The organism is Pseudomonas sp. P7758 (assembly GCF_013386485.1).
GTDB lineage: Bacteria > Pseudomonadota > Gammaproteobacteria > Pseudomonadales > Pseudomonadaceae > Aquipseudomonas.
The window spans coordinates 29753-52317 of the sequence record NZ_JACARS010000012.1 but is presented as its reverse complement, the minus strand read 5'-3'; the positions used below and the strand labels follow the sequence as shown (position 1 = coordinate 52317).

General features: G+C 59.8%; 25 protein-coding genes and 1 pseudogene. 12 read left to right on the top strand and 14 right to left on the bottom strand.

From position 1 onward, the window contains the following. Positions 1–32: 32 nt before the first annotated feature. Both HX873_RS03080 and nudK read right to left on the bottom strand, forming a co-directional pair. Positions 33–1235, bottom strand: a complete 1203-nt coding sequence (locus tag HX873_RS03080) for a lipase family protein (protein WP_218170274.1) — start codon at positions 1233–1235, stop codon at positions 33–35. Further along, positions 1235–1822 carry a GDP-mannose pyrophosphatase NudK gene (gene nudK / locus HX873_RS03075; RefSeq protein WP_087692406.1) on the bottom strand — a complete coding sequence of 196 codons (588 nt, stop codon included), beginning with the start codon at positions 1820–1822 and terminating at the stop codon, positions 1235–1237. The genes HX873_RS03080 and nudK overlap by 1 nt, the downstream gene beginning before the upstream one ends. Positions 1823–1904: 82 nt before the next feature. Here nudK and HX873_RS03070 point away from each other — a divergent pair, with 82 nt between their 5' ends. Next, positions 1905–2660: a DeoR/GlpR family DNA-binding transcription regulator gene (locus HX873_RS03070; protein WP_102606259.1), complete on the top strand. Its 756-nt coding sequence runs from the start codon at positions 1905–1907 to the stop codon at positions 2658–2660. Positions 2661–2663: 3 nt separating this feature from the next. Here HX873_RS03070 and HX873_RS03065 read toward each other — a convergent pair whose 3' ends face one another. After that, entirely contained in the window at positions 2664–3509 is an 846-nt protein-coding gene (locus HX873_RS03065; protein ID WP_177122359.1) for an SDR family NAD(P)-dependent oxidoreductase, read from the bottom strand. Positions 3510–3640: 131 nt separating this feature from the next. On the opposite strand from HX873_RS03065, the gene HX873_RS03060 reads away from it, so the two are divergent. The 3 genes from HX873_RS03060 (at position 3641) to HX873_RS03050 (ending at position 6755) form a co-directional block, all read left to right on the top strand. Beyond that, positions 3641–4528, top strand: coding sequence for a LysR family transcriptional regulator (locus HX873_RS03060; protein ID WP_177122358.1), 888 nt, complete (start codon positions 3641–3643; stop codon positions 4526–4528). A 98-nt stretch (positions 4529–4626) separates the two neighbouring features. After that, a complete protein-coding gene (locus HX873_RS03055) occupies positions 4627–5568 on the top strand; it encodes an alpha/beta hydrolase (RefSeq protein WP_003207412.1) in 942 nt (313 codons plus the stop codon). A 398-nt stretch (positions 5569–5966) separates the two neighbouring features. Then, entirely contained in the window at positions 5967–6755 is a 789-nt protein-coding gene (locus HX873_RS03050) for a DeoR/GlpR family DNA-binding transcription regulator (protein WP_003207411.1), read from the top strand. Here HX873_RS03050 and HX873_RS03045 read toward each other — a convergent pair. From HX873_RS03045 to HX873_RS03035, 3 genes are read right to left on the bottom strand one after another with little or no spacing between them, the layout of a single operon-like run. Further along, on the bottom strand, positions 6713–7471 hold the full coding sequence (locus HX873_RS03045) for a DUF72 domain-containing protein (RefSeq protein WP_177122357.1): 759 nt from the start codon (positions 7469–7471) through the stop codon (positions 6713–6715). The genes HX873_RS03050 and HX873_RS03045 overlap by 43 nt on opposite strands. Beyond that, the gene (locus HX873_RS03040) at positions 7471–7902 is read right to left on the bottom strand and encodes a hypothetical protein (RefSeq protein ID WP_003207407.1); all 432 of its coding nucleotides are present in this window, start codon (positions 7900–7902) and stop codon (positions 7471–7473) included. The genes HX873_RS03045 and HX873_RS03040 overlap by 1 nt, the downstream gene beginning before the upstream one ends. A 15-nt stretch (positions 7903–7917) precedes the next feature. Then, complete coding sequence (locus HX873_RS03035) at positions 7918–8142, bottom strand: hypothetical protein (protein WP_087692412.1); 225 nt, start codon at positions 8140–8142, stop codon at positions 7918–7920. A gap of 197 nt (positions 8143–8339) precedes the next feature. On the opposite strand from HX873_RS03035, the gene HX873_RS03030 reads away from it, so the two are divergent. Then, the gene (locus tag HX873_RS03030; RefSeq protein WP_003207404.1) at positions 8340–8843 is read left to right on the top strand and encodes a DUF4142 domain-containing protein; all 504 of its coding nucleotides are present in this window, start codon (positions 8340–8342) and stop codon (positions 8841–8843) included. Positions 8844–8872: 29 nt separating this feature from the next. Next, complete coding sequence (locus HX873_RS03025) at positions 8873–9433, top strand: type 1 glutamine amidotransferase domain-containing protein (RefSeq protein ID WP_003207402.1); 561 nt, start codon at positions 8873–8875, stop codon at positions 9431–9433. A gap of 54 nt (positions 9434–9487) precedes the next feature. On the opposite strand, the gene HX873_RS03020 is transcribed toward HX873_RS03025, so the two are convergent. After that, on the bottom strand, positions 9488–9709 hold the full coding sequence (locus tag HX873_RS03020) for a PLD nuclease N-terminal domain-containing protein (RefSeq protein ID WP_003207401.1): 222 nt from the start codon (positions 9707–9709) through the stop codon (positions 9488–9490). 156 nt (positions 9710–9865) lie between these two features. Here HX873_RS03020 and HX873_RS03015 point away from each other — a divergent pair, with 156 nt between their 5' ends. The 4 genes and pseudogenes from HX873_RS03015 (at position 9866) to HX873_RS03000 (ending at position 11758) form a co-directional block, all read left to right on the top strand. After that, positions 9866–10423, top strand: a complete 558-nt coding sequence (locus HX873_RS03015) for an ATP-dependent Clp protease proteolytic subunit (RefSeq protein ID WP_008435011.1) — start codon at positions 9866–9868, stop codon at positions 10421–10423. A 190-nt stretch (positions 10424–10613) separates the two neighbouring features. Next, positions 10614–11090: a hemerythrin domain-containing protein gene (locus HX873_RS03010; protein ID WP_008435010.1), complete on the top strand. Its 477-nt coding sequence runs from the start codon at positions 10614–10616 to the stop codon at positions 11088–11090. 167 nt (positions 11091–11257) lie between these two features. Further along, a pseudogene (locus HX873_RS31685) lies at positions 11258–11371 on the top strand (general stress protein); the annotation flags it as partial. A gap of 66 nt (positions 11372–11437) precedes the next feature. Next, positions 11438–11758 (top strand): hypothetical protein, encoded by a 321-nt coding sequence (locus tag HX873_RS03000; protein WP_177122356.1) that lies wholly within the window; start codon positions 11438–11440, stop codon positions 11756–11758. Positions 11759–11762: 4 nt separating this feature from the next. Here HX873_RS03000 and HX873_RS02995 read toward each other — a convergent pair whose 3' ends face one another. Further along, positions 11763–12962: a lysozyme inhibitor LprI family protein gene (locus tag HX873_RS02995; protein WP_177122355.1), complete on the bottom strand. Its 1200-nt coding sequence runs from the start codon at positions 12960–12962 to the stop codon at positions 11763–11765. 78 nt (positions 12963–13040) lie between these two features. Beyond that, positions 13041–14099 carry a YhcG family protein gene (locus tag HX873_RS02990; protein WP_087692415.1) on the bottom strand — a complete coding sequence of 353 codons (1059 nt, stop codon included), beginning with the start codon at positions 14097–14099 and terminating at the stop codon, positions 13041–13043. A gap of 180 nt (positions 14100–14279) precedes the next feature. On the opposite strand from HX873_RS02990, the gene HX873_RS02985 reads away from it, so the two are divergent. Next, entirely contained in the window at positions 14280–14936 is a 657-nt protein-coding gene (locus HX873_RS02985; RefSeq protein ID WP_003207391.1) for a metalloregulator ArsR/SmtB family transcription factor, read from the top strand. 261 nt (positions 14937–15197) lie between these two features. Here the strand turns inward: HX873_RS02985 and HX873_RS02980 are convergent, their stop codons facing one another. Together HX873_RS02980 and HX873_RS02975 are read right to left on the bottom strand one after the other, a co-directional pair. Beyond that, positions 15198–16214 carry a hypothetical protein gene (locus tag HX873_RS02980; RefSeq protein WP_177122354.1) on the bottom strand — a complete coding sequence of 339 codons (1017 nt, stop codon included), beginning with the start codon at positions 16212–16214 and terminating at the stop codon, positions 15198–15200. Positions 16215–16308: 94 nt separating this feature from the next. Continuing rightward, positions 16309–17214, bottom strand: a complete 906-nt coding sequence (locus HX873_RS02975; RefSeq protein WP_003207388.1) for a LysR family transcriptional regulator — start codon at positions 17212–17214, stop codon at positions 16309–16311. A gap of 208 nt (positions 17215–17422) precedes the next feature. Here HX873_RS02975 and HX873_RS02970 point away from each other — a divergent pair, with 208 nt between their 5' ends. After that, the gene (locus HX873_RS02970; RefSeq protein WP_158213527.1) at positions 17423–18151 is read left to right on the top strand and encodes a helix-turn-helix transcriptional regulator; all 729 of its coding nucleotides are present in this window, start codon (positions 17423–17425) and stop codon (positions 18149–18151) included. A gap of 6 nt (positions 18152–18157) precedes the next feature. On the opposite strand, the gene HX873_RS02965 is transcribed toward HX873_RS02970, so the two are convergent. From HX873_RS02965 to HX873_RS02955, 3 genes are all read right to left on the bottom strand, one after another. Then, positions 18158–19474 (bottom strand): OprD family outer membrane porin, encoded by a 1317-nt coding sequence (locus HX873_RS02965; protein ID WP_003207383.1) that lies wholly within the window; start codon positions 19472–19474, stop codon positions 18158–18160. Positions 19475–19712: 238 nt separating this feature from the next. Further along, positions 19713–20216 carry a FadR/GntR family transcriptional regulator gene (locus tag HX873_RS02960; RefSeq protein ID WP_003207381.1) on the bottom strand — a complete coding sequence of 168 codons (504 nt, stop codon included), beginning with the start codon at positions 20214–20216 and terminating at the stop codon, positions 19713–19715. A gap of 73 nt (positions 20217–20289) precedes the next feature. Beyond that, the gene (locus tag HX873_RS02955) at positions 20290–22422 is read right to left on the bottom strand and encodes an FUSC family protein (protein WP_087692419.1); all 2133 of its coding nucleotides are present in this window, start codon (positions 22420–22422) and stop codon (positions 20290–20292) included. Between the last annotated feature and the right edge of the window lie 143 nt (positions 22423–22565).

Below are 22565 nucleotides of genomic sequence, written 5' to 3'. Positions count from 1 at the left end.
TACCCAAATAACGGATATACCCCCCAAAAAAGCTACCCCCCACAATTCCCACCAATCACCTCCCCCGCAAACGCCTTACGCACAAACGGCGTCGAGTCCACGAGCGAACCATTGACCGTAGCGGAGTGATCCAGCTCAGGATAAAAATGCCATTCAATCCGGTCCCCGACCTTGCACGCATCCCTGACCAGCGCCTTTTGCCCAGGCACAAACACATCCTGATCCCGCCCCCCCGTACCGACAAAAACCGGAATATCCGTCTTCAACGTCGGATACGCCGACTCACGATAAACCTTGTCGAGCGCCTCTTTCGGCGACCGCTTGAAACTGTCATTGAAGCTGAGCCCATCAGCCATCACCCGCTGCTCAATGGCATGCAAACAATCCCGCCGGCTGCTCTCAAACGCAGGCACTGCACGCTCGCTCAAGTAATCCGCAGCCACAAACCCAGGATCAAACAACGTGACAGTACTCAGCCGCAGCAAGTTATAGGCAAAGGTCGGCACCACCGAACTGCGGGCCTTTTCCAACTCGGCACCGTCTCCCGTTTTATGGGCAGCCGCGTAAGGCGTACCGGTCGCCACCACCCCCACGATATCCAACTCGGGCGCATAGTCTTTCGCATAGACCGCCGTGGCAAACGCAGCACGGCCACCCTGTGACTGCCCGAACACCACCACACGTTTGGAGAGTTCGAAACCACCCGCCCCTACCGCGCGAATGCTGTCGAGCACCCCATAGGCCAGCGGGCTGGTCAAACCATACGGATGCAGGCCAGGCGTCCCAAGCCCCTGGTAATCGGTAGCGACAATCGCGTAGCCCTGAGCCAGCCAATAATTGAGATAGCGCGTATCCCGCGGGCTGCGACCGGCGAACGACGGCGCGCAGATATCGGCACTCCCCACCGTGCCGTGGGCCCACGCCATCAGCGGCCAGCCACCCGGCGGCGGTGTGCCCTTGGGCAGGAACAGCGCACCGGAAACGACAATCCGTTTATGGGTATCGATACCGTCGGTGGACGTGTACAGGATGCGAATATTCTGCCCCGCCTCGGCCAGGCTTTGCTGATCGGTCAACGGTTCGCTGCGCAGCATCCGCCCGGGTGACGCGGGCACCTTGTCCGCCCAGGTATAGAACGCGGGAACACCACCATCACCGACGGGTGTTTGCGCAGCGCTCACACCACTGTATCCCGCCAGCAACACCGCCAGCGCAAGCGATAACCGACGCGACATCACCAGCCCTCTTTCAACATCCGCAATTCAAGGTACTGCAACAACATGATGGTCTTGCCGTCGACGATCTCGGCACTGTCCACCATGGCCAGGGCCTCCTCGAATCCCAACTCCAGCACTTCGATATCCTCACCTTCATCCTCCAGCCCGCCGCCATCACTGACTCGGTCGCCAGGCTGATATTCGCCGATGAAAAAGTGAATGCGCTCGGTCACCGAGCCCGGGCTCATGAAGGCCGAATAGATCTTTTCTACATGGCCCACACGGTAGCCCGTCTCTTCTTCCGCCTCCAGGCGAATGCGTTCCTCGGGGCTGGCGTTGTCCAGCAGGCCGGCGGCAGACTCGATCAGGTAACCGTGGTAGCCGTTAACGTAGGTAGGCATGCGGAACTGGCGAATCAGCAACACCGTGCGCCGCTCGCGGTTGTACAGCAGGATCGTCGCGCCATTGCCCCGGTCATAGATCTCGCGGGTCTGGGACTGCCAACTGCCGTCGCGGCGGCGCAGGTCAAAGGTGTACTTTTTCAGCACATACCAATTATCCGAGAGCAGTTCTTCGGCGTGGATGCGGACGGGACTGTTTTCCATGGCAGGACCTTTTTGTCTTGTGTTATTCAGCATGTCGTGCAAAATCGTGCACAGTCAAGAAAAAACGTGCAGGAAGCTTCCGATGCTGACCCAACAACGTAAACAACACCTGCTGGATACGCTGCACCGCGACGGCCGGCTGATTGCCAAGGAGTTGAGCCAGGCACTGGAGGTTTCCGAGGACACTATTCGGCGTGACCTGCGGGAAATGGCCAAGGAAGGTTTGCTGCTGCGGGTGCACGGCGGCGCCTTGCCGGCATCCCCCGCGATGGCTGATTTTTCGGTTCGGGAACACTTGGTACCCGAGGAAAAAATCGCCATTGGCCGGACGGCTGCGCAACTTGTGCAGCCCGGCCAGGTGGTGTTTATCGATGGCGGTACCACGTGCCTGCAACTGGCCCATCACTTGCCGGCGGACCTGAATGCCACCGTGGTCACCCACAGCCCGTCGATTGCCATGGCCCTGGTGGATCATCCGCAGATTGAAGTGATCATGCTCGGCGGGCGGCTGTTTCGCCACTCACTGGTGGGGGTGGGGGCGGCCACGCTGGAGGCCATCGGCCGGGTCAATGCCGACCTGTATTTCATGGGGGTGTGCAGCGTGCACCCGAATGCCGGCCTGTCTACCGGCGATTATGAAGAGGCAGTGGTCAAGCGCGCGTTGTGTCACGCGGCCGCAGAAACCATCGTGCTGGCCACCTCGGAAAAGCTCAACACCGCGTCGCCCTACCAGGTGGTGGAGCTGGCGCACGTCAGCGCGATCGTCGCATTGGCCAGTACGCCGCGTGCCCTGCTGCAACCCTATGAAGCTCAGGGCCTGACGCTTTACCTGGCGTGACCGTCAACAGTCCTTGATGGCTTGCCATGACGCGGCGACATGCGCAGCGTCCGAGGCGTTGACCCGCGCCAGGTCAACCGGATACTCGACCCCCGGATTTTCAGCGAACCGCGTGGCGGTGAACTGACCGTTGCTGGCACGCAGGATATAGCCGCTGTCCTGGCACGCTGCCGAAGCCAGGAAGATCACCCCAGGCGTGACCCATTCCGGCTTGAGGTTGTGCGGCTCGCCGGTCACGCCCCACATGCGGGTCTTGGCCACGGGTGAGATGGCATTGACCAGGATCCCGGCCTCCGCCCCTTCCCCGCTCAAGGCATTCATGATCCCCAGTTGCGCCATCTTCCCCGCGCTGTAGGCCGCCAGGCCCGGCTGGACGTAGCGCGTGTACATCGCACGGTCGGAGGTGGTCAGCACAATGCGGGGTGCGGCAGATCGCGTGAGGTGCTGCCACGCGTGTTTGCACAGCCAGATCGGTGCATAGACATTGACGCCCATGGCCCGCCGGATGAAAGCCTCGTCGGCGGCCTCGATGGGCTGATAGCCGACCCAGCCAGCATTGTGGATCAGGATATCGAGCTGCCCGAAATGCGTGATGGCGCACTCGATCAGCGCTCGACACCCCGCTTCGCCGGACAGGTCACCCGCGTGGCCAACCACCCGCAGGCCTTCACCCTGCAGCGCCAGCGCGGCCGCCTGTACCACCTGGGGATCAGCCCCATCGCCGAGGGTGTCGGCACCGACATCACTGATTACCACCTGCGCGCCGAGTCGCGCCAACTCGCGCGCATAGCTGAACCCCAAGCCACGGGCGGCACCGGTCACGATTGCGGTTTTACCTGTAAAGTCCATCGTCGCGTTCTCCTGATAGGCACTCCACCCTAACAACCCGTGGCCGTCCTGTTTAATACTGAAAAACAGCGATATTGATACCTGCGCCGTATCAAGCCCCACACCGCCATCTACCTGAAGGAACAGCCCAGATGATCGAAACCCGCCTGTTGCGCCAGTTCGTTGCCGTTGCCGAAGCGCTGCACTTTCACCAGGCCGCGGAGCGCCTGCATATGGCGCAGCCAGCGTTGAGCCAGGCGATCAATCGCCTGGAGGCAAAGTTGGGGTTTGCCCTGCTGCAGCGTGACCGTCGTGGCGTGAAGCTGCTGCCAGCCGGGGCGGCGTTTCTTCAGACGGCCTACACCGTCCTCGGGCAATTGCAGCAAGGCATTGAGCAAGCCCGGCAGGTGTCCCAGGGAACCGCCGGCACGCTCACCATCACCTCGGTGTCGATCACCGGCTATCCGTGGTTGCTGGATACCCTCAGGCAGTTTCGCCTGGCGTTCCCCAGGGTTCAGTTGGTGATCAAGGAAATGCCCTCTGCCAACCAGGCCAAGGCCTTGTTGAGTGGTGATACCGATATCGCTTTTTTGCGCTACCTGCCAGGCCAGGCAGATAACATCGAATCCCGGCTGCTGCTGGATGAACCGATCCTGCTGGCGCTGCCCGCAGACCATCCGAATGCGGATGACGTCGCTATCGAGCTGAAGGACTTTGCCGGCGCCGATTTTGTGTTCACGCCCCAGGCATTGGGCAGTGGCTATCACCACCAGTTGATCGCTTTATGCGAGGCCGCGGGCTTCTCTCCAAGGGTGGTCCAGGAAGCCGATCAATTACCCACCCTGATTGGCCTGGTGGCGTGCGGGTTTGGTGTGGCGCTGGTGCCGCAGTCCATTGCCCGTTCGATGCCCCGTGACAAGGTGGCGTTTGTGCCCCTCACCGCCGCGTCCTCCAGCATCGGGCTCTACCTCAACTGGAACACCAGCCATTCTTCCCCCTTGGCCGGTCACTTCTTTTCTGTGCTGGATGAGGCGATGTAATACTTTGCAAGCAATGTCCGGTGACGACCGTCTGAATATTTCCTGCGCGGCCAGGGCATCTGTTAAAACCCGTGCTTCGCCTGTGTCCTGGAACCTTCATGTCTTCACGTTTTCTGTCCCGTCTCGGCCTGCGCTGGTTTCCCCTGCTGTGCATGGCCGCCCTGATCATCGGCCTGCCCGTGGGTTGCGCCGTGCTGCAACACAAGGAACGCGAGTTGCTGTTTCGCGTGGAGCCAGGCACTGCCAGCTGGTACAGCGGGTTGCCGCGTGATGTGCAGGAATTCGACCTGAAACCCGCGAGTTTCAAGGCAGGGCAGAATATTCATGGCTGGTGGTGGCCAGCGGCACAGAAGGACGCGCCGGCAATTCTCTACCTGCACGGCGTGCGCTGGAACCTCACTGGCCAACTGTTTCGCATCGAACAGCTGCGGGCCCTGGGCTTTTCCGTACTGGCCATCGACTACCGCGGCTTCGGCCAGAGTCGAGGCGACCTGCCGTCGGAAACCAGCGTGTACGAAGACGCGCGCATTGCCTGGGAACGCTTCCAGGTGCTGCAACCCGATCCTGCCAAGCGCCTCATCTACGGGCACTCCCTGGGTGGCGCGGTGGCCATCGACCTCGCGGTGGAACTGGGCAAGCAGGCAGCGAACAATCAGGTGCCGCCGCCAGTGCGCGGACTGGTCATCGAGTCCACCTTTACCTCCCTGGCAGATGTGGCCACGGCAGTAGCCAATACGTCATTGCCGGTGCGCTGGCTGCTGTCGCAGAAGTTCGATTCCATTGACAAGATCGCTGATATCCACATGCCGCTGCTGGTGGTTCACGGGCTCGCCGATGCCTTCGTGCCACCGCGCTTCAGCCAGCAACTGTTTGACGCCGCCCAACAGCCGAAACACCTGTTGCTGGTACCCGGTGCCACTCATAACGACAGCATGCGACTGGCCGGCAGCAGTTATCGCCAGGCGTTGGACAGCCTGATGCAATCGAAGCGCGCCACTCAGGTTGCCGGGCCCTCCACCGGGCGCCCAAACGACTCGTAAATCTGCATTTCGGCACCGGTTTCGCCGGTGCCTGTCAAGGCGCAAAGCCTGCCCATACTGGCCATAAACAGTGACTGATCAAATATTAACCGCAGGTTAAATCGCCATACCCGCCGGGCTCAAGCGAAGTTATCCACAGAGATACCCACGGTTTTCGTGGACAACTCTTTTTACTTTTTTACGATTATTTTGCTCGGTAATGCCCTGCTGGAAAGCTTGGCGGCAGCAAAATCTCCTGCATCACTTCGCGAATCGAAACATGGGGTTCGGTACCGGACCGGGTGTGGTTTTTCCATGGTGCTCAGCTCACTCGGCAGGGCATCACCGACACCCCAACCCATTGCGTTTGCGCCTAATGCTGATTAATCTCGCATAAACACGCATCAACGAGCAAAAACATGCATAACACCCATGCTGCCATCGACCTGCCCTCCCTGCGCAAACAGAAAATCCTGTTGCTGCTGGAGCGCGACGGTAAAGTCACTGCCTCGGAGTTGGTGGAGCATTTCGCCGTTTCCCAGGACACCATTCGCCGCGACCTTGGCGAACTGGCCTCCGCCGGTCTGCTGCAACGCGTGCATGGAGGTGCGCTGCCACGGCCCAAGGACACCGGCAAGGATTTCTTCACCCGGTTTGGCGAAACCACCGCGACCAAACGCCACCTGGCGCAACTCGCCGCCGATCGCGTGGAGGACGGCCAGATCGTGCTGTTCGACTCCGGTACCACCACCCTGCAAATCGCCCAGTCACTACCGCATTCCATCAAGCTGACCGCCGTCACGCACTCACCGATGATTGCGATCGCGTTGTCCGAACATCCCAATGTGACGGTGATCCTTGCCGGTGGCCAACTCAACCCGGTGACCATGGCCGCCAGCGGGCATGAAGCATTGCGGCTGATCCAGGGCATCAAGGCCGACCTGCTGTTCACGGGTGTGTGCGCACTGCATCCACAGGTCGGTATCAGCTCGTTGCACTTCGAGGAAGTGGCGGTGAAACAGGCTATGCTCGACAGCGCCTCCCACGTGGTGGCCGTCACCCTGGCCGATAAGCTGGGCGCCGTGGAGCCATTTGTGGTGGCACCGTGCAGCCGCATTCATACCCTGATTACCGAGTGGCACGTGCCTCCGGGCAGCGTCGAGGCTTATGAATGCCTGGGGCTGGAGGTGATGCAAGTGGATGCCTGAGGGGCGAGCATCGCTTGGAGGGCAAGCGCATCGACCAGCGCATGACCGCTGGCCGTATTATCGAAAATACACCAGGTCGGAATGCCCTCCTCCAGGGAGGCTCTCAATACCTCGGCCAGCGCGCACAAACGCTCGGTTTCGTAAGCGCTGTGATAGATACGCGGCGAACCATGCAGGCGCCAATAACGCACGCCTTGCCAGCCTTTCGGTGCATCCCCATCAGCGATCACCGGCGGGTCGGCGGCGACCCGTCCTATCTGGTAATCCTGCAAAAGCCCGCCGGCCTGCGCCCAACTGGCGTGTCGCGGCTCCAGCACCACAGGCCCAGGGAAGCGTTGACGCAAGGCTGTGAAAAAGCCGCCGGCAATGATCGGGTCGTAGCTTAAAGAAGGCGGCAATTGCACCAGCAGGCAGCCCAGGCGGTCGCCCAATTGCAGGCACTGTGCAAGGAACTCATCCAATGCCGTATCGCAGTCACGCAGACGTAATTCATGGGTGATGTACCGTGGTAGCTTGACCGAAAAACCAAAGCCCGACGGCACTGACTGCGCCCATCGTTCGTAGGTCTGCGGGCGATGGGGGCGGTAGAAGGAACTGTTGATTTCAACCGCATTCAAGCACGCGGCATAACGTTGCAGATGAGTGCCCTGCCGGGGAAATCTTGGCCATTGCTCACGAGGCAGGCTCCAACCGGCACAACCGAGAAAAATCGGCATCAGAACAACACCGACGCCGCATCCCTCATGAAAATCTCCACCGTCTTCGGCCCGACGCCCTCGAACGCATTCAAGCGTTTTTCAAACTCCCCACGGTCGGCACTGGCATCGTGGATATGGCTGATCCTGCCCGCGTACTCCGCATTCAACTTGCTGCTGAGGTCGAGCAGGCGTTGCGCGGTGCTTTCGTCGTAACGCACGTAATGCGCCTCACCGAGCATGGCCACCAGTTCGCGAGAGGTGCAGTGTTGCAGTTTGCGCGGAGTGTCCCGGCCATGCTTCACCACAATCACCTGATAGGCCTGCGCCGCGATCTGCGCCTGAATGCGCTTGCCCATCAGGAAGCTGGCGACAAACCACTTGAACAGTGCGTTGTCATCACCGGGCTTGAGCTCAATACCCAGTTCCCCGGCGCTGATGGATCGACCCATGACTGCCTCCGTTCTTCACTGACCCAGCTTGCGCTCGGCCTTCGCGGCTTGCTCGTTGATCTGCTCGGTTTGCCGTTGTGTGTCCTTGATGGACGTCGGCGTGATCACCTTATCAACGGTTTCAGTCTTGGGGTTTGGGCGCTGCAAGGAACTGTCCTTCTCGTCAAGCTGGCGACCTTTCTGCGCCTGTTCGGAGCTGATTGCATTGGGGGTTTTGTCAGTGGTTTTTTCAGTGCCCATGGTGATTCTCCTGCTGTTAAAAGATCAGGCTCCAGCGCGGAGCCGTTATGCAGCAGAGCCCATGATTTTTTGATAGTTCAAGGAAATTGCGTGGGCTGCGGCCCGGAGAAATAAGCGCAAATTAATTTAAACCTTTTGCTCAGGCACCCGCTCAACAGTCAGGTAACGGCATCGCGCCACTCTTCAGGAGAAGCATCATGAAGCACTTGCTGATGAAACAAATGGGACTGACCTTCGCGCTGGCCGCGGGCTCGATGGGTGTGGCCATGGCCGCCACTTCCAATGACTTCGTTGACGCCGCAGCCCAGGGCGGCATCACCGAAGTAGAAGCCGGCAAACTGGCGCTGGAAAAGAGCGGTGCCGCTGATATCAAGGCATTTGCCCAGCACATGATCACCGACCACACCAAGGCCAACCAGGAGCTGACGGCCCTGGCGACGAAGCTCGACATCAAGGTGCCCGACGATGCCAGCCTCACCGACAAGGCCAAGAAAATGATCCTGGAAATCCGTGAAGAGTCCTTTGACAAGGCTTACGCCGACAACCAGGTAAAGGCCCACGAAGACACCGTGGCCCTGTTCAAAAAAGAAGCCGCCTCCTCGGATAACGCCGAACTGAAGGCTTTTGCCGAGAAGACCCTGCCGACTCTCGAAACCCATCTGAAGATGGCCAAGGAGTTGCAGTCCCAGCACGCCAATTAATCATTGACCCACTCAGGAGACACTCGACCATGAGTTCGCAACTGCACGGCAAGAAGATTCTGATCATCACCTCCAACACCGGTATCGAGCGCGACGAGTTGCTCAAGCCGCTGGAAGCCCTGCGTGGTTTCGGCGCCACGGTGACCCACGGTTCCAGCAAAGGTGGCAGCACCCAGACCTTTCTCAAGGACACCGAGAAAGACAGGACGGTAGAGTCCGACGCCAAGCTCTCGGACCTGCACGGCAGTGACTTCGATGCACTGGTCATCCCCGGGGGCACCGTCAATGCCGACACCTTGCGGCAGGACGCCGATGCACTGCGGCTGATCAACGACTTCGTCAAGGCCGGGAAAACCGTAGCCGCCATCTGCCATGGCCCTTGGGCCCTGATTGATGCCGGCGTGATCGGCGGCAAGACCCTCACCTCCTACAAAAGCGTGCGCACTGACCTGGTCAATGCCGGCGCAGCAAACTGGGTGGATACGCAGGTGAAGGAATGCCCGGCCAATGGCTGGACCCTGATAACCTCGCGCACGCCCGACGATTTGCCGGCGTTCAACGAGGCCATTGCCAAGACACTGGCGGCCTGACGCCCGCCAATGCAAACAGGCGCCCTCGGGCGCCTGTTTTTTTTCGATTCTGTCTTAGCCTTTGCCATGCTCAGTGGCATGTGTCGCCCGGTTCACACCCTTGGGTCCAAACAGCGCCCAGAGGATCAGCCCCAACAGCGGCATGAAGATCAGTACCACCAGCCATAAACCCTTGGTCTCCCAGCCACTGCCACTGCGCAGAACGCTGTTGATCGCCCACAGTTCCAGCAGCACCAGAATCACCGCCAAGCCAATCCAGACATATTCGATTTGCATGATTCATCCTCCTGAGGTCGTATGCGTTAGGTCAAGCAACGCGCCCGAGGGTTCATTAAAATTGCAACGGATGGCTCTCGCCCAACGGTTGCGGCACACGGGCCGTAACCTTCTAGACTCAAACGGACACTACCTTTTACCCCTTGGAGGCCCGGGATGACCGAGCACATCATCCACTTTCACTGCCAGATCGATCAGGGCACCACCGAGCGCTTTCGTGATTGCTGCCTGGACGCGATCGATCAAGGCGCCAGTTCGTTGCTGTTGAACCTGTCGACCACCGGCGGCAGCACCAATTTCGGTTTTACCCTCTACACCTTCCTCAAGTCCCTGCCGGTGCCGCTGTGTGCGATCAATGCGGGCAATATCGAGTCCATGGGCATCATCATGTTCCTGGCGGCAAACCGCCGGATCACCACGCCACACTCGCGCTTCCTGATCCATCCGATGAACTGGTATTTCAACCAGAACTCGGTAGACCACCAGCGCCTGCGGGAATACCTGTCGAGCCTGGACAACGACCTGGCGCGCTACGTGAAAATCTACGAACTGGAAACCGCCAGCGCCGAAACCCACCTGGATATTTTCAAGTGCCTCTCGGCCGAGGAAAAAGTCATCGCCGCCCACGAGTCACTGGCCTACGGGATTGCCCATGAGGTCGAGCAGATCGTGTTTGCCGACGACATCAAGCACTGGAAAGTCAGCGGCGGCTAGGCATGGTTTAATGCATGCCAGCCGCCACTGGACCGTGCAACCTGCACGACCAGCGTCGATATTTATTCGATATAAACTATTGATTTATAAGCCAATAAATATTCCGTTCAACTTGGTACAACTCATGCTGTAGAGGTCTGGACAGGCGGGCAATTCGACCCGCCCTTTCGCTACCCGTGAGGTGTCACCCATGAATGCCATTGATCTTCTCAAGGCCGACCACGAACGCGTCAAAGCCATCCTGAACCAGCTGAGTGAGTCTACTGAACGCGGCGTCAAAAAGCGCACCGAGCTACTGGCGAAACTGGAAATGGAAATCAGCCTTCACACCCGCCTTGAGGAAGAAATCCTCTATCCGGCTTTTCGCAAGGCTGGGGGCAAGGATCAGGAAATCATGTACCACGAAGCCAAGGAAGAACACCGCACCGTCGACTCCCTCGTACTGCCAGACCTGAAGCAGACCTCACCCTCCACGACCGAGTTTTCCGGGCGAGTCAAAGTGGTCAAGGAACTGTTGGAACACCACATCGAGGAAGAAGAAAGCGAGATGTTCCCGCAGGCCAGGAAGCTGCTGGGCAAGGCATTGCTCGAAGAGCTTGGAGCAGAGATGGAAGCGATGAAAGCCGCGCACAAGAAGGCGCCCGGGGCCAAGCCAATGGCGGCGTGATGTCCATTCGTCGCATGCCTGGAAACTATTTCAAACTTTGAATTGGCTGGAGGATTCCCAATTAGGCAACACCATTGATTCGCTCATCATTGAGGGTTTTCAAAATGGCTAATAGTGGAAAAACTACCCCAGGTGCTGGTCACAAAGACCAGAAAGACACAAACCGTAAAAGCGGCGGCCAGGGTTCAGGCGGCAACTTCGCCAATGACCGCGAGAAGGCTTCTGAAGCGGGCAAAAAAGGCGGGGCTCATAGCCACGCCCCAGGCTCCAAGAAGTCTTGATTGAGGCGTCGCCGAAGCCTGGATGTGCTCCGGGCTTCGGTCCCCATCGCCAAGAGGGATTGAGTCATGAAGACCAGCATTTCCCAAAGGATCGTACTTGTCGTCAGCCTGGCGCTCGTTCTGTATGCCCCCGCCTACGCAGCCTTCGGCGACAACACTGCCCCCGAGGCGCCCGCCCTGAGCGGCAACAGCGCTCCTGGCTCGGCACTGCCGCCCGGCACCTATCCCAGCAGCCCGTCCGGGGCTGACAGCAGTGGCAACAAGGACGCTGAAACGAAAGCACCTGCACCGTCTAAAACCGTGAAGAGCATGCGCCATAAAGGCACCTCGACCCAGCATCCCGGTACCAAGACCGGCAAAAAGGCCGTGCCAGAATCGGGCAGTTGACCGATTAGTTCTCGCTGGGGCCGCCGATAAAGTCCAGGCGCAGGTTCATCCACTGCCGAACGATTTCCCGGGCTGCTTGCCTGGCATCAGCAGCAGAGAAGCCGCGCTCGCGTTGCAGCCAGTCACTCGTCGCTTGCCGTGCGGGCTCAATGGCGGCCAGCGCTTGCTGGCGTTGCCTGGCAGGCCACTGTTTATCCGCGCCCCAGTTGCGCAGGGCTGATTCCGGGTCCTGGGCCTGCGCTGCGGTGCCTGGCTGGAGAAACAGCCGAGGCGACGCGGTGGCCTTGAGGGAAAGCGTGTTCCAGTCGGCATAGCTGGCAAAGCGGATCGTGCCCTCGTTCTGCGAGGCCGTGGACAAAGGCTCGGTCAAACTGTCGTCCAACCGCTTCCACGCCGGCTGTGCAAACAGATCACCCTGAGGGGCACAAATCGGCGCAAAGCTGTCGCGGGTGGAGCCGTACAACGACCCGAACGACTCATATGCAACCTCGCCCTGCCGGCTAAAAACGAAACAGTGCACATACGGGCGTTGGTCGGCGTACATCTCATACTGTTGGCGCTCGATCATCATGCGCAGCAAGGTCAACATCACCCGGTCACGGCTGACAGCAGGATCATTCTGCAGGTCCTGCCAGATCGACCAGGGAAAACTGTCTTCCTTGAGTGCTATGAGAACCTGCTTGCGATTCTCCTCTGCCTCATTCTCCGTAACGCCACTATCAGGTTCAAAACGCTGCAGGTAGACCAACCAGGCGGCGGCAAGATCGTTCATCGGGTAGCGCCGAAGCCCTTCTGCTGCCTGGGCCGGATGGTACGGAATACTGGCAATGATTGCGTCAAGGGCTGCGGTGTCTTTGTGAGTGATGGTTCCCACCTCGACCACTCTCTGGCTCAGTTGGGATTGCAGGCAGCCGGGCAATTGTTCGGGGGTACCGGCACACGCGTTGCGAGTCTGCAACCACGTGCGCTGGCCACGGCGCAATTCGTCGCGCTGGTCGGGTGCCAGTTTGGCCATTGCCTGGCTGTAGTACAGGCCCAGCGTAGTGTCGAGTTCGCTTAATTCAGGGCTGGCGCAAATGGACTTTTCCACCGTGGTGGAGGCCTTTTTACAATCGAAGGACGCGCCACTGGCAGGCATCGCTGCGCCTATCAGCGCGCCAGCGAGCAACAACATTGGGTAGGCAGAATGAATACGGCGGGCCATGGCTTTCCTTGGGTGAGTTCCTTTCAAGGCGCTCATTGTGCCGACGCGATTGCCAATGTCCAGCCTGTCGGCACAGTACTACGAAGCACTGGCCATGGAGGGGCGATCACTTGCCAGCTCACGCTCAATCTGTTCGATGCTCGGCAAGCTGGTTTGCAGCTCTGCAGGCAGTGATTCCACCAGCTGATACTCGGCAACCCCAATAGGACGGGAGCTGTCACGCAGAGCGTATTCGGCCACTACTTCGTTCTTGCTCTTGCACAGCAGCAGGCCGATGGTGGGGCTGTCCTGCGGGTGCTTGAGCTGGGCGTCTACCGCAGCGAGGTAAAAGCCCAACTGCCCCAGATGATCGGGTTTGAATTTACCGGCCTTGAGTTCGATCACCACGTAGCACCTCAGCTTGAGGTGATAAAACAGCAGGTCGACGAAAAACTCCTCGCCCCCTACGTCCAGCAATACTTGCCGTCCCACGAAGGCAAAACCGGCGCCCAGCTCCAGCAGAAAATCGGTGACATGTTTGACCAGGGCGTTTTCGATTTCACGCTCTTGCGCGTCAAGGGACAGGCCCAGGAAGTCGAAACGGTAAGGATCTTTAAGTGATTCGCGAGCCAGGTCGGATTGCGCCTTGGGCAGCAGTCCGTCAAAGTTGCTGACCGCGTTGCCGCTGCGTTCCAGCAGGCGACCTTCGATTTGCATCACCAGGATGTTGCGCGACCAGTTGTGTTCGATGGCCTGTGCAATGTACCAGCGACGGGTTTCGGGGCCGGGCAACCTGTCCAGCAACACCAGATTATGGCCCCAAGGCAATTGTGCAGCAGCCTGTTGCACAAATTCGGAATCCGGCCACGCCTCCGCAAATGCACGCATGTACTTCAGGTTACGCGGCGAAAAACCTTTCATCTCCGGAAACGCTGAACGCAAATCCTGCGCCAGCCGCTCAATCACCTTGGTCCCCCAGCCCTGCCGTGCCTGCCGGGTCAGAATATCCTGGCCGATTTGCCAATACAGCAACACCAACTCGCGGTTTACCGCCAGGGTGGCACGTTGCTGGGCGCAGTGGATTCGACTCTTGAGATCAGTCAGCCAGTCGCTGTATCCCTCGGGTGGTGTGTTCAGGCTATCGGGGGTCTCACTCATTCCTTTTCCCTCGTGGGTTGGGCAGGCGGCCGATAGTAGCGAGGGAAAAATGCGTAATGGGCCAGCAGAATGCTTTCGATACAAATCAACTGGAACCGTACCTTCAGGCGCATCAAGGGGTGCCTCAACATGCGTGCTGTGGTCAAATGAGCCGGTCACTTCCATGGTTATTCCCGATCTATGAACGCCACACCCACCGACGACAGCCAGGCATCCACCGGGGACCGCATTCTGTTCCTGCTCAAGACCCGTGGCCCGCTGAAAACCACGGACCTGGCTGCACTGCTGGAAATCACCTCCGAAGCCGCCCGCCAGCAAATCCAGAAGTTGCAGGTCGCGCAGTTGATCGTCGGTGTATCGGCCCCCATCTCGGGTGCCGGCCGGCCCTCGTTGAAGTGGACATTGACCGAAACCGCCCAAAGCAAATTCCCCGATTCCCACAGCGTACTGACGTTGCACCTGATCGAGTCCATTGAAGGAATTTTTGGCAGCGAAGGCGTGGAAAAAGTCATCGCCAGCATGGAAGCGACGGCCAGGCACGAATACACCCAGGCCTGCTCCGCCGCGTCGACCTTGCGGGAGAAAGTCGAGATCCTGGTACAGATTCGCGAACGCGCCGGGTACATGGCGCAGATGGAGCCGCTGGACGATGGCTGGCTGCTGGTGGAGAACCACTGCCCGATCTGCGTCGCCGCCCGTAAATGCCAGGGGTTCTGCCGCTCGGAACTGCAGATCTTCCAGGCAGCCCTGGGCGATGAGAATGTGGTGGAGCGGCGCGAGCATTTGATTTCCGGGGACCGGCGCTGCGCCTACAGCATCCAGCCCCGCCGCCTGTAAGAAAGAGGCTGCGATGGGCTGCGCAGCAACCGCAATTCCAGCGCCGCAGTGTCCCGGATACACCAACGGTTCAGGATTCACGACCGCTGCGCAGTCCATCGCAGCCTAAGCCTCACGCCGTACTCAAGCCCATTGCAGGAAGGACAGATTCCGGTGTAGTGGCGCAATGCCCACCAATCATATAACCAAGAGAGATCTTGGATAATACGTTGAGCGCTTTGAATTACACAAGCCAATACTTTTTACGGTGCCGTAAACAGCCTAAACCCTGACCCCCAGCATGCCGCTGGTAATGATGATCGTGACTATGGCGCCCATGCCAATCAACAGCCAGGTCAACAGCGAACTGCGTGACTCGCTGACATTGTGATTACGCAATACACCTCGCAAACCACAACCCAGATGCCCAATCAGCAGGAACACCGCCAGCGAGTAATGCGGCAGCAGCCGAATGCTCCATGGATCCGCCAATAACCCTACGGGCTCGGCCACGGCCCAGGCGTAATCGGTGTCGGTGCCGAAGTAACGCGCCAGGGTAAACACCGAGTTGATATGGGACGCGATAAACAGCGAGAGATAGGCGCCGGAGGCGGTTTGTAACGCGTCCAGCAGGTCGGCACGCGTGACGGTCTTCGGGCGAATCAACACCAGCCCGCTGAGAATCTGAAAGAAAAACGTGACAATGATCACCGGCTCCAGCCAGCCATTGCGATACACCCGTCGCAGCACGTCCATCACCGACTTATGCACATCGGTACCCAGTACACCCAGGAGGTGGTTGAACAGGTGCGGCGCGAGAAACACCAACAGGATCGCCACCGAGGCGATGCCGTGGGCGACACGCAGCTTGATATAGGTCTTGTCCAAGGTCACCAAGCTGATGCTCGGGCCCGTTGACGACACCATCGCAAAAAAGCCCGCCAGCGCCAGCCACAGCCCGCTCCATACCGCGATGTCGTGGCCCTCGATTTTCATCAGGTACAGCAAGACGCCCATAAGCGTGTACGCAGGAGGCGCAGCCACCGCCAGGCACGACAAGCGTCGCGCCAGGACCAGGCGTGCGCTCATGACCGGTTGAACACCGGTGACATACACACAGGCAAACGCCAACAGCGGCACCGCATAGGCACTCAGGATCAGCGCCAGGACGACCGGGGTGCCGGCGCCTGCCACATGCGCCTGGTTACTCCACGCCAGCGCCCACGGATAATACAGCGCCGCGGCGAACGGCAGCAGCCACAGCCATTCCAGCCAGGGTTTGATAGCTTTGCTTAACATATTGATTTCCCGGTGATAAATATCACCCGGATAGTGCCCAGCCATCGCCACCCGCGACAATTAGGCACCCAGGCAAAAGCCTTTTACCCAATGGTCATGCCTGGAAGGCTTGCACCATGTAGTCGACGAACAGCTTGACTCGCAGCGGTATCTTGTCGCGCTGCCGATAGCAGATGTAATGCCCCCTGCCCCGCGCCTGCGCCGCATAACCCGGCAGCAAAACGATCAAACGCTGTTGCGCGATCCAGTGCTGCGCCTGATAGCCGGCCAGCTGTGCCACACCACCGCCGGCTACGGCCGCGAGCGCCACTAGCTCCGGGTCATTGAACAACTGGCTGTAAGGCAACGGCAGCCGTATGAACTGCCCGTCGACTTCAAACTCCCACACATGCGGCTTGCCCGACTGCGCCAGGCGAAAGGCGATAGTCTTGTGCGCCGCAAGGTCTTCCAGGGTCTGCGGGTAGCCGGCTGAGTGCAGGTACTCAGGCGCGGCGCAGGTGACGAAACTCATCGGCGCCAGTTGCCTGGCGATCACATCGGCGTCCTCCAGCCGCCCGTTGCGAATCGCGACATCCACGCGACCTTCGGCGAAATCCACATGGCGATCATTCAGATCAAATTCGAGGGTGATGTCCGGGTGGGACTTACAGAACCCAGGCAACAGCGGCGCAATGCACTTGCGCCCAAAACCCACGGTAGAGCTTACGCGCACTACGCCGGACGGCGACTGGGTAGCGTGTTTCAGCGCTTCGGTCGTGCGCAACAGATGCTCGACACTGGGCAGGCACTCTTGAAAAAACCGGCGCCCTTCCTGCGTGACCGCTACGCTGTGGGTCGTGCGTTCCAGCAGCTTGATCGCCAGTTGGGTTTCCAGGCGGGTAATGCTGCGACTCACCGAAGGCACTGAAATGCCCAGGTCGCGTGCTGCCTCGCTGAAGCTTTCGCTGGCCGCGACTTTCATGAAGGCGATGACGCCGGCGAAGTTTTTTCCGATGGACATCGGTGAGGTTTCCTTGAAGGGCGCACGCCAAAAGCATCGACAGTACCCAACCGCAAACCCAAGCGCCCTAGCCAATCCGACGGTTTTTCGGTAGGCCAAACTGCGGCTTTACAGCCCTTTTGATCTGGCACAAAATCCCTCCTTATCTAGAAAATATCGGGATCGCGCCATGCTTGAACACCCATCGATTAAGTTTGGCGCGGCCCCCGTGCAAGGTTTGGTCCGGGAGTATTTGCCCGGCTTGCGTGAACCTCACGTTCACCCGGAACACGCGCAAATCATGTACGCCATCAAAGGTTCGATGACGGTACTGACGGCCGAAGGCATCTGGGTTCTGCCACCGCAGCGGGCGCTCTGGATTCCGCCAGGTGTCAGCCACACCTTCAAGCATTCGCGTCAGGTGTCGATGCGTACCGTATATGTGCGTCAGGGCGCGGCCAGCATTCCACCGTGGGCCCGCTGCGCAGTGTTAAATGTCGGGACGCTGGTGCGCGAGCTGATCCTGGCCTGCGCGCAACTGCCAGGCGAGTACCCCGAGCACAGCCGCGAAAGCCGCCTGGGCACCGTGCTGCTGGACCACCTAGCATTGCTTGAGCAAGACGCCTTTTACCTGCCTGAGCCCTCGGATAAACGCGCGGTGCGCGCCGCCAACCTGATCAAGCAAAACCCCAACGACACTCGGCCGCTCAAGGAAATCGCCTTCGAGGTAGGCGCCAGTGCACGCACCCTGGAGCGGCTGTTTGCTGCCCAGACCCGCATGGGCTTCGGCGCCTGGCGCCAACGCTTGCGGATGATGGTGGCCCTGGAAAACCTCGCGGCGGGGGAAAGCGTCAGCAGCACCGCCGCCGCGATTGGCTACGAAAGCTCCAGTAGCTTTATCGCCGTGTTCCGCTCGGTGTTCGGTTGCAGCCCGGCCAGGTATTTCGCCCAGCGTTGAGCCGGCCTACAGCAAGGGAATGCTGTAGCTGACCATCAACCGGGCTTCGTCTTTGTCAGCGCTGTCATTACCCCGCAGCACCGCACCACGCCACATGAACCCAATCCCCTTGAAGGTGCCGGCAGGAATCACATAGTCAACCCGCACGTCCCGCTCCCACTCGGTATTGTCACGACCTGCCGTGCGGATGTGGCTGCCATGTATGTAGGTGACGCTGGTCTTCAGCCCCGCCACGCCCAGGTTCGCAAAATCATAGGCATAGCTGGCCACCGTGGCCTGTTCCCCGGCGTTGACGAACTTCAACGACTGGGAGTTGGTGATCAAATACACCGAGCGGCCCTGCCCCTGGTTGATATGGGGGAAGTCACTTTCGCCCGTGGTTTTCTGATACCCCAGGCTCACCGAATGGCCTTGCAGCGAATAAGTAAACAAGGCACTCCACAGGTTATTGTCGACCTTGCCATTGTTGACGCCCGGCCCGTAGTAACCCGAGCTGACGTAGCCCTCGGCACGCCCCGCCGCACTGGAGTTCTTACCGTCCGAGGTACTGTGGAAGTAGCGCAGGTCACTCTTGAACTGGCCCACCGGCAACTGCCAGTTGTGCACCAGGCCGAAGAAGTGTTGCTGGTAAAAGTTTTCAAGATTCGCGTAGTAATACTGCAACTGCATCTGCTTGCTTACGGCGTAATCCACACCACCGTAGTAAAACTGATTGCTGGACGTGCCCTTGACCGGATCGTTTGCGCCAGCGATGGACAAGCCCTGGCCGTTGCTGGAGTTACGGTCAAGCACCTGCTCGATTTTGCCGGCGACGAGGTTGAAGTCTTTCAGGTCCTTGGAGTCCACCTGGTAGCCACGAAAAGTCTGGGGCAACAACCGGCCGTCTTCATACATCAGTACCGGCACCCGGGGCATCAGCGTGCCCACTTTCAGTTGGGTCTGGGAGATGCGCACTTTGCCGGTGACCCCGGTCTTGCTGAAATCATTGGCAGCCTTGCCATCAGACAGCGGGAAGACGCTACCGGGTGTGTTGTCCTCCCCCACCTTGCCGGCACGCCCTGACGCATCCAGCCGTACGCCGTACAGCTCTTGCAGATCCAACCCCAGGCCCACCACCCCCTCGGTGAAACCGGACTGATAATTGAACATGAAGGCCTGGCCCCATTCCCGGTCCGAGGCCCCCTTGGCATTGCGCGTGTCCTGGTTGAGATAGAAGTTGCGCAGGTCCAGGGTCGCTTTACTGTCGTCGATAAAACCCGATGCAGCCGCCTGCTGTACAACGCCGAAAGAAACGGCCAGGGCCAGGTAAGTCTTGTGGTTCATGAAGGCTCCGAACAGTGAACACGACTGTCCCGTCGACCCAGTGATGGCAGCCGTTTTTTATTGTGTGTTGCAGTGTTTTCATTCGACGGGAGGCGCGCACGATATAGGCCTGGCGGTTGTGAAAACAGCCGCCAAAACGGGCATTCACTTTTCCAGTTTTTGTAACAATGAGGACGACGCGCAGGCGTCTGGAACGGGCTTTCCACGAGGGTCTTAAGTCAACTGCGAGTACAACGACTCACGCTGCAGTGCCGTCTCGCTCCGACAGCCAGCGGAGCTTTTCCAGCATGGGATCGAACATCGCGCGTACCGCCTCGACTGCCGCGTCTTCATCGCCAAAGATAATCGCCTGGACGACTTGCGCATGGGCTTCAAGCCCCGGCTCATACAACTCGTTGTCGGCAAAAATCGCCAGATACTGGCTGTGGAACGAAGAGCTGAATGCGCGGTACATCGACTGCAAGACCACGTTGTGGGAAGCCACGGCCACCGCACCGTGCAAGGCCTGGTCGCGGTCGACGAAATCGTCGAGTTGATCCCCGAGGTTATATTCGCCACGCCGCGCCAGGGCGTGCCACAACCGGCGGATATCCTCCAGGGTGCGACGGCGCGCAGCGAGTCGGGCGGTTTCGACTTCCAGCAGGTACTGGGCCTCCAGGTGGTCGCGGATCGCGCTACGTTGTTCACGAATGCCATCGATGATCGAAGCGACCCAGGCGTGATTGCAAAGACCGGCGTACATGGGCAACTCCTGAAAGATCATGCCCCTCGAGTATGGAGATTTATGCTCACCCAGACTCCTTCCGGCCCGCCAACTAGTCGCTCGATTGCGCCACTTTTTCTCCCGGCTGGTTGTAGTGGACCAGCGGCGATTGCGGGTCGAGCAGCGAGGTGCGGATGAAGTGCAGGTAGCTTTCCACCCGTCTCAGGGCTGAAGTCTCAAAGTTCCCGGCGAATGGCTCATCGGTCTGTTGCACGCACTCAATGGCGTGCTCGACAGCCTCCAGCGCGCGCTGCAAATAACCGGGCCCAGGCTTGACGAACAACCGCACCAGTGCGCGACCCATTGCCCGGATGGCGAGGCGCCAGGGCATGCTCTCGGCGTAACAGGCCTGCGCCGGCAACCGGGCCTGCTCGCGGCGCAACTCGATGATCGCGTGCCCCACGTCCAGTACCACGAACGTCCAGCGCAGCAGGCGATGCTGCACCGATGCCCTGCCCGCCGCAAAGTTGTAGGCCTGGTTGAGCAGGTCGCGGGTGCCGCTTTCGAAACCGGAGCCCAGCGCCGGCAACGGCGCGCTGATGGCAACCACCACCTGGCGGCGCAGATCCTGTTCCAGCCGGCGCCACAGCCAAGGGCTGTTGGGTGGCAGGATAATCGCCCCCGCCGCGGCGCACACCAACATGCCAAACACCATGGCGAGATAGTCATTGATCAGCCCGTAGGGGTTGTACAGCGTCAGGTTGGCAGGCACTGAGCTGGTGCCGAAAAACACCAGCATGCCCAGGCCATAGCCGGCCAATTGCGGCCTCGCCAGCCAGAACGAACCCAGTACGATCACCGGCGCCATGACCACGCACAGCAACGGAAAACCGTCGATCATCGGGTACACGAAAAACACTTCGAAAATGCCAATCACCGCTGCCAGTAGCGTACCGCAGGCGATTTGAAACGACATGCGCCTGGGGTTGGCAGAGAACGCCGACAGGCCTACGGTCAGCGCCGACACCAGGGTCATGGCCGCGCCGCTGGGCCAACTGGTGGCAATCCACAACGTACTGAGCACCAGTAACACCACCGCGGCGCGCAACCCGGCCGCAAGGGTCGCCAGCCAGTTGGTCCGAGGTTGAAACGGTTCGTTCCATTGCTCTCGCACATGGTTGTGATCGGCGAGGGACGCATGCGTCTGGGCGTAGCTGTGCAGCTCGTCGACAAAGCGGTAGAGCAGTTCATACGCGGTGTGAAAGTCCAGCAGGTCATCGGCTACGGGAGCGGTATGTTGCAACGCCGCACGCAGGCGCCGGACCCGGTCTGGCAAGCCGGCTTTGTAGACTTTCAGTTCGGTGGACAGCACGGCCGCGTCACGGTCCGTCAATGGGTGCCCGGCGAAGGGTTTGAGCAGCTCGGCCAACGCGATCAACCCCGGATCGACGGCCTGGACCACCTCCACGCCACCGCGCAGGCGAACCCGTTCAAGCAGTTGATGCAGCGCGTTGAAACGCGTGGTGATCGCCATGAACTCGCTGTTGAGGCGGTTGATTCGCCCATTGCGCTGGCGCATGTAAGGGTCTTCGAACACGCTGACGCTGCGCATTACTTCCAGGCCAACGGCCTCGGCGATAAACCCCAGGTTGGCGCTCTCGAAGGCCGCCTGGTCACCGGTATCACGCAGGCGCTGCCGCACAAATCCGGCAAAGCGGCCAAAGCGTTGGTACAACGTGTTGCGCATCGCCACGCTGGAGGTTTTAGGCAATACGGTGGCGCTGATCAGCGTCGCGCAGACGATCCCCAAGGTGATCTCCAGCACTCGCCAGACGGCCGCCATGAATACCTGCTGCGGATGGCCCACCACGGGAAGCCCGACCATCACCGCCGTGTAGCCGGCGAGCACAAATCCATAGGCGCGGAAGTTGCGATTGCGCGCGGCACCACCGGAACACAACCCCACCCACAATGCCAGGCCCGCGAGAAACAGCTCGGTGCTCTGGGCAAACAGGGCCATCAACAGCACCATGAACGATGAGCCCACCAACGTGCCGATGAAGCGATAGATACTCTTGGCGAGGACGTGCCCGCTGTGGGGCTGCATCACGATAAACACAGTGGTGATCGCGGTGCTCGGTTGTGGCAGTTCCAGGCGCATCGCCAGCCACAGGGTCAGGTACGAGGCGATCAATACCTTGCCCAGGTAGATCCACATCACCCCATCGCTGCGGGCCCACTCCATGAAGCCCCGGCGCCAGGGCAGCGACACCAGCCAGCGGCCCGCTCTACCGGCGATATTGAAACGACGAACAGTGAGTCGAGGCACGCGACCTTCCGGCTGACGGGAAATGGGGCGGCGACTCTAGGGGCTTCCATGCGCCCCGG